The organism is Clostridium sp. UBA4395 (assembly GCF_002390995.1).
In the GTDB taxonomy this organism is placed as follows: Bacteria; Bacillota; Clostridia; order Clostridiales; family Clostridiaceae; genus Clostridium_J; species Clostridium_J sulfidigenes.
The window spans coordinates 37954-49943 of the sequence record NZ_DGRF01000053.1; the positions used below are offsets into that span (position 1 = coordinate 37954).

The window sequence follows — 11990 nt, forward strand, 5'->3', positions numbered from 1 at the left end:
ATCCTAATTTTATAACTATATTTAATTTGAACTTATGCCTTGGAGTAGCTTAATCCAAGGTTTTTTTGTATGCAAAAATAAAGTTTTTTAACCAGTAAGGTTATTATAAAAAAAGCTAAAGGGCATAAGTTCAACGTCTTATTAAATGAAAATAAATTAAAGTATAAAGTTAGAAAGAGGGATTATATAGGTGAGAGAAAATAATATAAATGAATATTCAATAGGAAGAGTGTATGCTCAGCATAGAAATTTATACAAGATAATAACTGAAAAAGGAGAAATATCAGCTACCCTATCAGGTAAGTTACAATATGAATTGATTAATAAAAAGGATTATCCAGTTGTAGGGGATTGGGTTAATTATGAAGAGCTTGGTTATGGAGAAGGAATAATACATCAGATTCAAGAAAGAAAAACACTTATTTGTAGAAAGGTAGCAGGAGTAAAAAGTGAAGAACAGGCATTAGCTGCAAATATAGATAAGATTTTTATAACAATGTCTTTAAATAATAATTTTAACCTAAGAAGGTTAGAAAGATATATTAATATAGCGTGGGATAGTGGTGCTACACCTGTTATCTTATTAACTAAATTAGATTTATGTGAGGATTTAGAAGATAAATTATTATCCTTAGACCAGGTGGCATTAGGTATAGATAAGATAAGTGTAAGTTCTTTAACTGGTGAAGGTGTAGAGGTAGTAAGAAATATTATAAAAAGCGATGATACTGTAGTTTTTATTGGGTCTTCAGGGGTTGGAAAATCTACTATAATAAATAAATTATTAGAAAAAGAAGTGCAAATTACTAAGGAAGTTGATGAATATGACAAGGGAAGGCATACTACAACCCATAGAGAGTTGTTTGTGTTGCCAACAGGGGGAGCTATAATAGACACTCCAGGAATGAGAGAACTTCAGCTAAGTCAGGGAGACGTAGAAGCCACCTTTAAGGATATAGAAGATCTTGCATTAAAGTGTCACTTTTCAGATTGTAAGCATAAAAGTGAACCTAAATGTGCTGTTCAACAAGCCATTGAAAGAGGAGAATTATCTAAGGAGAGATTTATAAGTTATGAAAAAATAAAAAAAGAAATAGCTAATGAAGAAAAACGCAGAAGGGCTAAAGAGAGAATAAATGAAAGAAAAGCTAGAATAAGAAGATAGGTGAAAATATGTATTTTGGAAGTTGATGAAATTTTCTAAGAGCATAAATAATTTTATTAATATATTCATAATAAAGAAATTAGCATTAATATATTTATTATTCTAAAATAACCATACATACCATGCACATTTGTAGAAATATGTATGGTTATTTTACATGTGAAATATGGTATAATTATTTTATTAAATTGGATTAATACGGAGAATATTTATATGAAAATAACTACAGATAAGAAATTTTACAGATTACTTTTTAGTATATCAGTACCCATAGCTATACAGAACTTAATTACTTTTGCAGTAAGTATGATAGATACCTTAATGGTAGGATCTTTAGGGGAAGTCCAATTATCATCAGTAGCTTTAGCAAATAATTTATTTTTTATTTTGATGATTCTACTTTTTGGACTAGCTAGTGGATCAAATATTATGATATCTCAATATTGGGGGAAGAAAGATGTAAATTCTATTCATAAGATACTTGCAATTATGTATAGAGTTTGTACTGTTATAATAATTATATTTATAGCCATAGCAGCACTATTACCAACACAGTTCATGAGTATATTTTCTAATGATATGGCTGTTATACAAGGTGGGGCTAGCTATCTTAGAATAGTTTGCATAGGATACATATTCTATGGTTTAACAAACTGTACAATAATGATGCTTCGTTCTGTAAAAACAGTAAAAATTTCAATGTTAGTATATAGTGTGTCATTGTTGGTAAATGCTTTTTTTAACTGGGTATTTATTTTTGGAAAATTTGGATTCCCAGCCTTGGGCATAAGAGGTGCAGCTATTGCTACCGTTATGGCAAGAATCGCAGAGTTTATAATAGTTATAATATTTATGATTTATTTTGAGAAGAAGATAAAATTACGACCTAAGCATCTATTAAAGGTGGATAAGGTTATATTAAAGGACTATGTATCCACATGTACACCAGTACTATTTAATGAGTTGCTTTGGTCTACAGGCTCCTCTATGATTTCAGTTATTGTAGCAAAAATGGGAACAAGTACAGTAGCGGCAAATAGTATAAATGGAGTTGCACAACAATTTGTAACAGTGTTTATATTTGGATTATCTAATGCTGCAGCTGTTATTATTGGTAATACCATAGGTGAAGGTAAAAAGAATAAAGCCATGGAATATGCCTTTACAATAGGTGTATTTAGTGTAATTACAGGGCTTATTGCTAGCGGAATAATATATGTTATTAAGCCCGTAATAGTAAACTTCTACAATGTTCCACAAAGTACAAAATTAATTGCTATGGAAATTATGAGTGTAACCTCTATTATTGTTATATTCCAAGCTTTAGGAAGTAATATGATGATGGGAGTTCTAAGAGGTGGAGGAGACGCAAGATTTGTATTATTAAATGATATTATATTTATGTGGTGTGTAGCTATTCCAGGAGGATTCATAGCAGTAGATATATTAGGGTTACCAATAGTAGCTGTATTTTTTATAATTAGGTGTGATGAGATAATAAAATCTTTGGTTAGTATAGTAAGAGTAAGTAGTGGGAAATGGGTAAGAGATGTTACTAGAGATTTTGCCATAGAAGAAGAGGAATAATTAATACCTTATAACATAATAAAAATAGGGGGTTATGAAATCTATGTACAAAGATTCAAAAGAAGATGTACTAAATAGACTTAGGGAAGATTCAGATTACATAGACCAATTTATAGAGTATGTTAACGAACAGCTAGTAAGTAACCTAGACAATGCTAAAAGTATATTAGATGAAGGTTTAAAAATATGTACTGAAAATGAAAATATCAAAGGAGTAGCTTGGTGTAGTGGAACTATAGGGTGGTATTTTAATTATTCAGGTACATATGAAAAGGGAGTACAGTGGTTATTAAAAGCTAATACATTATTTCAAAGCATAAGTGATGAAAAAGGGAAATTATATGTATCAAATGGTCTTATGAGTGCCTACTTTCAATTAGGATTATGTGAATTGAGTACAAAATGGGGAAAGATTGCTTTGAAAATAGCAAAAGAAATAAAAAATGATAAGTTTTTTTTAATAATATTAAATAATATTTGTGTTAATTATATAAATTTAGAAAAATATAATGAAGCTAAAAAAATTATAGATTCATTGCAAGACATACCTTATGGTTATAATGATAATATGAAATCAAATATGTATCAAGTTATTGCTGAAATTGAATGTGAACTTGGCAATTTAGAGAAGGCCATGAATTTCATTAATGAATCAATTGAAATTGGAGAAAAGCTAAATTATGAAATTATTAGAAGTGAAGCTTTAAGGATAAGGGGAAAAATTAATTTTAAGGCTGGTAATCATAAGGAAGTAGAAGAAGATTATTCAGCTGCATTAGAGCATGCCACAAAGAGGGATTATTATGAAGTTCAAGCTAGCATATTAGAGTCTTGGGCTCAGAGTGATTTAATTAATAATAAATATGATGAAGCTATTAATAAGCTAGTAAAGGCATTAGAAATATCTGAAAAAAATAAATGCGTACTAATTAGTAGAAATATATATAAACAACTGTATTTATCTAACAAGGAGATTAATAAATATAAGGAAGCATTAGTGTATTATGAGAAGTATGTTGAAATAAATAATGAATTGAACTGTATAACTAGTGAATTAAGTCTTGCTGATTTAGAAAATGAAAAGAATAAGCAAGAAGCAGCTATATTTAAGTCATTATATGATGACATTAAAGTAATATCAACTATAGGGCAAAAAATAACTTCAGATCTTAATTTTGAGAATATATTAGAAAATATACATAAAGAAATATCAATGATTATGGATGCAGAAGTGGTTGGTGTTTCTACCCTTAAGGAATCAGAAGGAATTTTAGATTATGCACTATTTATAGATAGAGGAAATAAGCTGAATTTAAAGAATGTTCATATAGAAGATGAAACTAGCATAGGAGCTTATTGTGTTAGAAATAGAAGCACTATTTTAATTAATGATCTGTATAAAGAATATAAAAAGTATGTACCAACCCTTAAGGTAAAAGTAAGTGATAATAATACTCAATCAGCAATGTATTGTCCTTTAATTCTAGAGGATAAGGTTAGAGGATTTTTAAATGTACAAAGCTATAAGAAAAATACATATACAGAAAATGATTTAAACAAATTAAAGATATTAGCATCCTATGTTGCTATAGCTTTAGAGAATTCTTGTCTTTATAATAGAACTAAATATTTTTCTTCTCATGATTTTTTAACGGGATTACTGTCTAGGATGGAAATATTTGAAAAGGGAGAGAAAATATTTAAGGATTGTCAAAGAGAACGAAAGAAATTAGCTGTCATAATGATAGATATTGATGATTTTAAATTAATCAATGATAAGTATGGACATAGTTATGGAGACGGTGTATTAAAAATGGTTGGAGGCATAATTAAAAATAATGTTAAAAATCATGGAGTTGCAGGGAGATATGGTGGGGAAGAATTTTTAGTGATTTTACAAGGTATAAGTGAAAGAAAGATTTATTCAATCTGTGACAATATAAGAACATCAATTGAAAGAGCTAATACATATTATAGAGAAAAATCTAAATTAAAAGTAACCTCTAGCCTAGGTGTATTTATGTATTCAGGTAAAGAGAAGAGCATTGATCAATGTATTAATTTCGCAGATGAAGCATTATATATAGCTAAAGCTGAAGGGAAAAATAAACTTGTAAAATATGAAAATTATTCTTAGTTATATAAATTTATATAAATTTATATAAATTTATTTAATTTATTTAATTTATTTAATTAGAAAATGTACATAAAAATAAAAAAGTTATTCTATAATGATAAAAGGAATTACTATAGAATAACTTTTTATATTAAATTAATTTTGTACTAATGTAAGAAATGATTTTCTATAAATTTAAAGGTATCGGAAAGATCTAGATTGTCCACAGCATCTTTAAGTAATGGAACTTTTGAATAGTCATCAAGAGGAATTTTATATTTCAGTATAGGATTTATTCTAAAGTAGTTTGGACCGATAAGCTCTTTACAATATAAGTCTTCTAGAGGTGTATCATTTAGTAGAATTGAAACCAAAGGTGTTTTAACATTACATTTCGGTCTGAGCATCCACTGAAGAGCACCCCAAGAAGATGTATCTGATTTTATTTGGTTAAGTGTTGAGCCAGTACCAATAGATAATATACGAAAATCGGATAGTGAATGTTTAGGTTTAAGGAGTTTCATTACAGAAATCATAGATGCGGCTGTAGGATTATTTACAATTACACCTCCATCTATAAAGTTCTTGTATGAAGGGAAATAAGTAGGAGCGGCAGAGCTAGCTAAAGCCACATCTACAACCTTAGATGTGTATGTTGAACCACGAGAAAGGTTATTAAAAAATACAGATTGCCAGTTATCGGATGAAAAACCTTTCACATTAAAGGATGGGATGAATACATACTTTTCAAGATCCCCAAGGGTAAGGTCTTCTGTAAATACAGATAATATGACTTCTCTTAAGTTTTTATTATTAAATTTAGGTCTGAAAAGGTTAAGATGAGAAGGATAAAATATACTTTTTACAGTCTCATAGTTGTACAAGTTATCAACATAATTTCCATCCTTTCCAGAAGCTAGAGCTAAGGCTATTAAAGCACCTGTAGAAGTACCAGCAAATAAGTTTGTATACTTTAAGATATCAGGATATTTATTATAAATGCGTTTTAATATACGTGTGGATAGGGCACCACGAATTCCTCCACCATCAAATACAATAATTCTGAATGTAGACATTACATACCTCCGTTGTAGCTTATATGATTATTGTATTAATGATTATGTAGGTATGTGAATATGTTATTATTTGTTTTAAAATATCTTTGACTTATGAAGAAGCTAAGAACGCTGTTTATCCGATGACTACCAGCTCTAATACTCCCACCTTTTTCAAAGTGGGAGTAAAAGACCTTCTATGTCCCTGGATAACGATTTCTAGGCATCAAGAAGCTAAGAACTCTGTTTATGAAGGTTTTTGAGATTACCTGGGGAATATTTAAATATGATAGATAATAATTAGATTAAATGAAAACAGTGAAGGAGGGTGAAGATTAGCTATGTTAAGTATATATAGTACATAGCTAGAAGGAATATGGAAGAAAGAAAAGTAAAAAATGTATTATTACCTAAAATTACAGCAATAAATGAAGAGATATATTTTTTAGAGAAGAATATAGATGATGAAGATTATTTTAATAATGTAATGATGCTTAATTGTGACATAAGTAATGAGTGTGCATCACATGTTGAATTTTCGGAAGTTATATTTAAAAATGTAAATTTTAGAAATGTAAAATTTCCTCATATTGAATTTATAGATGTAAAGTTTGAAAACTGTGATTTATCAAATTCTAATTTAAATAATGGAATTCTGCATAGGGTAGAAATGAAAAACTGTAAGCTTATAGGTATAGATTTGACAGATACAAATATTCAAAATGTCACATTAAATCAGTGTAACGGTGACTATAGTAACATATCTTTCTCTACTCTTAAAAATGTAAATTTTATAGATTCATCATTTAATAATGTAATATTTGAAAATAGTAAATTTAACAAAGTAAACTTTGAAGATGTAAGTATGAGGCAAATTGATATATCTAAGGCTATGGTGAAAGGAATTGATTTTAGAAATAGTGATATAGAAGGACTTATTGGAGATGTAAGAGATTTATATGGAATAGTAGTTACTCCAATGCAAGCACTATCGCTTTCGAGAATTTTAGGGATTGTAATTAAGGAATAGGTATATTAAAGAGACTGCCAGAGTAATGAATTTTAATTAGGATATTTAAAGTTAGGAGAAAACATATGATAACAATAATATCATCAGCTAAATCTTTAGATTTTGAAAAAGAAATATTTATAGATGAAAGTACTAAACCTGTATTTATGAGTGAAGTAAGAGAATTAGTAGATATAATTAAAAATTACAATTTACAAGAAATAGCTAAGATAATGAAAATTAGTAATAAGTTATCAAAGGTAAATTATAATAGATTTCAATGCTTTTATGACCAACAAGTAAATACTAGACAGGCTATTTTTGGATTTAGTGGGGAAGTATATAGAGCTATAAATCCTTTTGAATATGACAGATCAAACATAGAGTTTGCACAAAAACATATTAGGATTTTATCAGGTTTATTTGGGGTTTTAAGACCTTTAGATAATATAAAAGAATATCGGCTAGAGATGGCTACAAAGTTAAGAGGTATACCTGAAGAGGATTTATATAAATTTTGGACAAAAAAGATTACTCAAAATATAGTTCATGATTTAAATCTTAAAGAAGATAAGACAATTTTGAATTTGGCCTCTCTAGAGTACTCTAAATCCATAGATAAAAGTAAGCTAGATACTATTAATGTCTATGATGTTGAATTTAAAGAAAATATAGAGGGAAAATATAAGATTATAGGAACATATACTAAGAGGGCTAGGGGGCTTATGGTAACTTATATTGTTAAAAATAATATAGATAATATAGAAGAGTTAAAGAATTTTAAAGAAGAAGGTTATTGTTATAATAAAGAAATAAGTAGCAATACTAAATTAGTTTTTACTAGAGAAAAAATGCCATAGGTCTATGATTTTAGTATTAAATAATGTGACATTATAAAAGAAATTAAAGGTGCATTAATTATAAAAAGTAGGGGATTACTAAAATATATAAAATAAAAAAACTTGTATTTTGAATACAAGTTTTTTTATTCAAAAATATTATAAGATGATAATAGGAGCAAATTATGATAATAGTTAATATATTAATTGTAATGACAGTACTTTTTATAATATTTATCAAAACTATAAATTGTTTATTTTATTATGCTACTCTTGGTAAAAAGCGTGATAAGATAGAAACCTTTAATAGTCTTTACACTATGGGATTATATTCTCTTGATGAGTATGAAACGTTAAAATTGGAAGAGCTAATTGTACAAAGTAAAGATGGATATAAGTTAAAAGGATATTATCTAAACTGTAATTTACCTTCAAAAAAAATAATAATATTATTGCATGGATACTTGGTTGGCCACTACAGGTCTTGCCAATATATAAAGTTTTTTATAAAAGAAGGATTTAATATTCTTTTAGTAGATCAAAGAGGTCATGGTAATAGTGAAGGAACTTATGCTACCTATGGAAGATATGAGTGTGAAGATTTAGATTTATGGGTAGGCTGTATAAGACAAAAAGTTGGGGAGAAATGCTTTATAGGTGTACATGGTCATTCTATGGGAGCTGCTACTGGTCTTATGTATTCAGTTTTAGGAAAGAATAAAATAGATTTTATAATATCGGAATCAGCTTATACAAATGCAATAGAGGTTATAAAAAGAAAGTTAAATAAATACAAGATTCCTTTTTTCCCTTTCTATAATCTCACTAATCATAAAATAAAAAAAGTATGTGGCTTTTCTTTAGGAGAAATAAGTCCAATGGATATGGTAAAGGAAAGCAAAGTACCAATTATGTTCATTCATGGAGATGAAGATGAATTAATACCATGTTATATGTCCATGGAAATGTATGAAATTAAAAAGGGAATAAAAAGCTTATGTATAATTCCAAGAGCTAAGCATAATACTTGTTATGCCACTAACCAAGAGAAATATGAAAATGAAGTAAAAAACTTTCTTAAAATGATATAATAATAAAAAGTCGCTAATAAATATTTTAAAATCAAGATAATATTTTAATGGGGGATGAAGGGGAATGAGAGTAGGATTAGTATTATCTGGTGGGGGCGGAAAAGGAGCTTATGAGATAGGAGTATGGAAAGCTATAAAAGAGTTAAATATAGATAAATACATAAAAGTAGTTTCAGGTACTTCTATAGGTGCTATAAATGCAGCTTTATTTGCTCAAGATGATTTTGAAGAAGCTAAGAAAATGTGGAAAGAGGTTACTATAGAGAAGCTGTTACCAGTAAATAGTAAAGTCTTAATAAGGAAAGGCGTAACCCTCGCTATTGGTAGTAGAAATATGAATTTAGTAAAAAAATATATGACAAAGAAATTAGAGCAGGGTGATATTCCTAGGGATGGAGCTAAGGATATTATAGAGAAATATATAAATATTGATAAATTAAAAAAGTCAAATAAAATATGTTATGTATCATGTACTGAAATGCCGGAGTTCTCTGCTAAATATTTTAAAATAAATGACTATGAAGAAGAAAAGGCTAGAAGTATATTATTAGCAACGGCTTGTCTTCCTATGATATATGAAAGTGAAGAAATTGGTGGAAAGACATATTTAGATGGGGGACTAGTAGATAATACTCCTATAAAACCAGTATATGAAGAAGGGTGTGATATAATAATAGCTGTACTATTATCTAAAGAAGCTAAAATAAAAAGAGAAGATTTTCCAGATGCAAAAATCATAGAACTAATTCCTTCAGATATAGAAACAAAAATATTAGATGGATTATTAAATCTAGATGAAGAGTCTAAAAACAAGAGAATTCAAAGAGGTTACTATGATACAAAAAATCTTTTAGAACCTATTTTTGAAATGGCAAGATATCAATTAATCGAAGAATTAGAAAGACAGGCTATGGACAGTGAATTACAAGAATTTGAAGAAAAAAATAAGGAAAGTTGGATAGCTAGAAATACAAGAAGAATAAAGAGAAAACTTGGAATAAAAAAACTTTAATAAATATTATGTAAAGTAAAAATATATAGATAAAAAGATAGATTCCTATAGGAGTCTATTTATTTTTAGTGGAAATAATATATAAATAAGTGTTATTATATATTAGTAAAATTTAATTAATGTATATAGATAATTTAGAAAAGGGTGAATTGCAGTGAATGAATTAGAGCAATGTAGAAAAGAAATCGATGAGATTGATAAAGAACTTATAAATCTATTTGAGAGAAGAATGGATGTTGCTATAAGAGTAGCTAATTGTAAAAAAGAAAATGATTTACCGATATATGATGAGGAGAGAGAATCAAAGGTTATTAAAAAAAATGTAGACAATTTAAAAAATAAGAACTATGATTTATTAGCAAGAAGATTTTTCTTAAGCATAATGGAGTTAAGTAGAAGTTTGCAAGAGAGCATTATAAAAAAGCATAAGTAAAGTTATTTAAATTAATCATATATAAAGGAGTAATGTTATGGAGTTTTACGGCATACTAGGTGAGAAATTAGGACATAGCTTATCACCAAGAATACATAAGATAATATTTCAGGCTATGGAAGTAGAAGGTGCATATAAACTATTTGAAATACCTAAAGGAAATTTAGAAAAATTCATAGATGCACTTAAACTTTTAAAAATTAAAGGAGCCAGTGTAACTATTCCTTACAAGGAAGAAATTATTAAGTATTTAGATGAGATATCACCAGAAGCACAAAGGATAGGTGCTGTTAATACAATATCACTAGAGGATAATAAACTATATGGTTATAACACAGATTACTATGGCTTTGGATATATGTTAAAGGTATATAATGTTAAGATACAAGACTCAATAGCTGTAATTTTGGGAAATGGTGGAGCTACAAAGGCTGCTGTGTGTTATTTATTAGACAATGGAGTTAAAAATGTTTATATAGTAAGTAGGACACCAGAAAAAAATAAGGGAATAAATCATGAAAAAGTTCAACTAATAAGTTATGAGCAGTTAAAAGAAATTCAAGGAGATATGATAATTAATACAACTCCAGTAGGTATGTTTCCTAATGAAGATGCCACTCCTGTTAATGATACTATCATAAATAATTTTCAAACAGTTGTAGATATAGTATATAATCCATCAGAAACAAAATTTTTATTAAAGGGAAAAGAGTTAGGAAAAAAAGTTGTAGGGGGATTATCTATGCTCATAGGACAAGGCGTAAAAGCACAGGAAATATGGCAAAAGAATTCTATTGATGACCAAGTAATTAAAGATATATATGAAATTTTAAATAGAGAGTTTAGTTAATTATAAGAGGTGATTGCTATGAAAATTATGGTTATAAATGGACCTAACCTGAATTTTTTGGGCATAAGGGAAAAAAATATATATGGCTCAAAAAGCTTTGAAAAGATTGAAAATTACATAAAGGAATGTTCTAAATCCTTAGGACATGATATAGAGATGTTACAAAGCAATATAGAGGGGGAAATTATTAACTTCATCCAAAGGGCATACTATGAAAAATATGATGGAATAATAATTAATCCAGGTGCCTTTACCCATTATAGCTATGCAATCTATGATGCTATAAAAAGTGTAAACATAGATACTGTGGAAGTTCATTTATCACAGATTTATGATAGAGAAGATTTTAGACAAAAATCGGTTACAGCTCCAGCATGTATAGGTCAGATATGTGGCTTTGGAGAATATGGATATATAATGGCTATGAATGCTCTAGAAAACAAAATAAAGATTTCTAGCTAAAGTAGGTTATAATACTAATTAAATATTTGTAACCTAGGAGGAAGGGAAACTTATGGATGAGCTTAATAATAGGATAATAGACATATATACAAGTCTTGCTGAAAGTGGAGTTAGATTTTATTATGAGGATGATGTTAACCCTTTTAGCGAAATAAAAGAATTGATTTCTTGTAATGAAAAATACCTATGGTTCACAACCGAGGGAGAAAATGAAGTTAAAGTATCCATAGAAGATTTCAGGGTATATCATTCAAAGGAAAACATTAATCTTTATGATTGGGTTGAAATAAGAGAATTTGATAGGCTTTTAGAAGAATTAAATGAGAATTAGTAGAATCAAATTAAAAATGGGGCTGTCGCACTAAGAAATA

General features: G+C 28.2%; 12 protein-coding genes. 11 read left to right on the forward strand and 1 reads right to left on the reverse strand.

The genetic code is table 11. The features are described 5' to 3' along the window. The first annotated feature begins 190 nt into the window (after nucleotides 1–190). From rsgA to B2694_RS09660, 3 genes are all read left to right on the forward strand, one after another. Complete coding sequence (gene rsgA, locus B2694_RS09650) at nucleotides 191–1165, forward strand: ribosome small subunit-dependent GTPase A (protein ID WP_346885546.1); 975 nt, start codon at nucleotides 191–193, stop codon at nucleotides 1163–1165. A gap of 213 nt (nucleotides 1166–1378) precedes the next feature. Continuing rightward, nucleotides 1379–2752: an MATE family efflux transporter gene (locus B2694_RS09655; protein WP_346885547.1), complete on the forward strand. Its 1374-nt coding sequence runs from the start codon at nucleotides 1379–1381 to the stop codon at nucleotides 2750–2752. Nucleotides 2753–2795: 43 nt separating this feature from the next. Beyond that, complete coding sequence (locus B2694_RS09660) at nucleotides 2796–4889, forward strand: GGDEF domain-containing protein (protein WP_346885548.1); 2094 nt, start codon at nucleotides 2796–2798, stop codon at nucleotides 4887–4889. 146 nt (nucleotides 4890–5035) lie between these two features. Here B2694_RS09660 and B2694_RS09665 read toward each other — a convergent pair whose 3' ends face one another. Further along, entirely contained in the window at nucleotides 5036–5944 is a 909-nt protein-coding gene (locus B2694_RS09665; RefSeq protein ID WP_346885549.1) for a patatin-like phospholipase family protein, read from the reverse strand. A 355-nt stretch (nucleotides 5945–6299) separates the two neighbouring features. On the opposite strand from B2694_RS09665, the gene B2694_RS09670 reads away from it, so the two are divergent. The 8 genes from B2694_RS09670 to B2694_RS09705 all read left to right on the forward strand — a co-directional run bounded on the left by B2694_RS09670 (nucleotide 6300) and on the right by B2694_RS09705 (nucleotide 11950). Continuing rightward, entirely contained in the window at nucleotides 6300–6953 is a 654-nt protein-coding gene (locus tag B2694_RS09670; protein ID WP_346885550.1) for a pentapeptide repeat-containing protein, read from the forward strand. A 65-nt stretch (nucleotides 6954–7018) separates the two neighbouring features. Next, entirely contained in the window at nucleotides 7019–7792 is a 774-nt protein-coding gene (yaaA, locus tag B2694_RS09675) for a peroxide stress protein YaaA (RefSeq protein ID WP_346885551.1), read from the forward strand. 164 nt (nucleotides 7793–7956) lie between these two features. Continuing rightward, on the forward strand, nucleotides 7957–8862 hold the full coding sequence (locus B2694_RS09680) for an alpha/beta hydrolase (RefSeq protein WP_346885552.1): 906 nt from the start codon (nucleotides 7957–7959) through the stop codon (nucleotides 8860–8862). A gap of 64 nt (nucleotides 8863–8926) precedes the next feature. After that, complete coding sequence (locus tag B2694_RS09685; protein WP_346885553.1) at nucleotides 8927–9874, forward strand: patatin-like phospholipase family protein; 948 nt, start codon at nucleotides 8927–8929, stop codon at nucleotides 9872–9874. 154 nt (nucleotides 9875–10028) lie between these two features. Further along, nucleotides 10029–10307 carry a chorismate mutase gene (locus tag B2694_RS09690; RefSeq protein WP_346847361.1) on the forward strand — a complete coding sequence of 93 codons (279 nt, stop codon included), beginning with the start codon at nucleotides 10029–10031 and terminating at the stop codon, nucleotides 10305–10307. A gap of 37 nt (nucleotides 10308–10344) precedes the next feature. Beyond that, on the forward strand, nucleotides 10345–11157 hold the full coding sequence (gene aroE, locus B2694_RS09695) for a shikimate dehydrogenase (RefSeq protein WP_346885554.1): 813 nt from the start codon (nucleotides 10345–10347) through the stop codon (nucleotides 11155–11157). Between the two features lie 18 nt (nucleotides 11158–11175). Next, on the forward strand, nucleotides 11176–11619 hold the full coding sequence (aroQ, locus tag B2694_RS09700) for a type II 3-dehydroquinate dehydratase (RefSeq protein ID WP_346885555.1): 444 nt from the start codon (nucleotides 11176–11178) through the stop codon (nucleotides 11617–11619). A 52-nt stretch (nucleotides 11620–11671) separates the two neighbouring features. Beyond that, on the forward strand, nucleotides 11672–11950 hold the full coding sequence (locus B2694_RS09705; RefSeq protein WP_346885556.1) for a hypothetical protein: 279 nt from the start codon (nucleotides 11672–11674) through the stop codon (nucleotides 11948–11950). The last annotated feature ends 40 nt before the right edge of the window (nucleotides 11951–11990 follow it).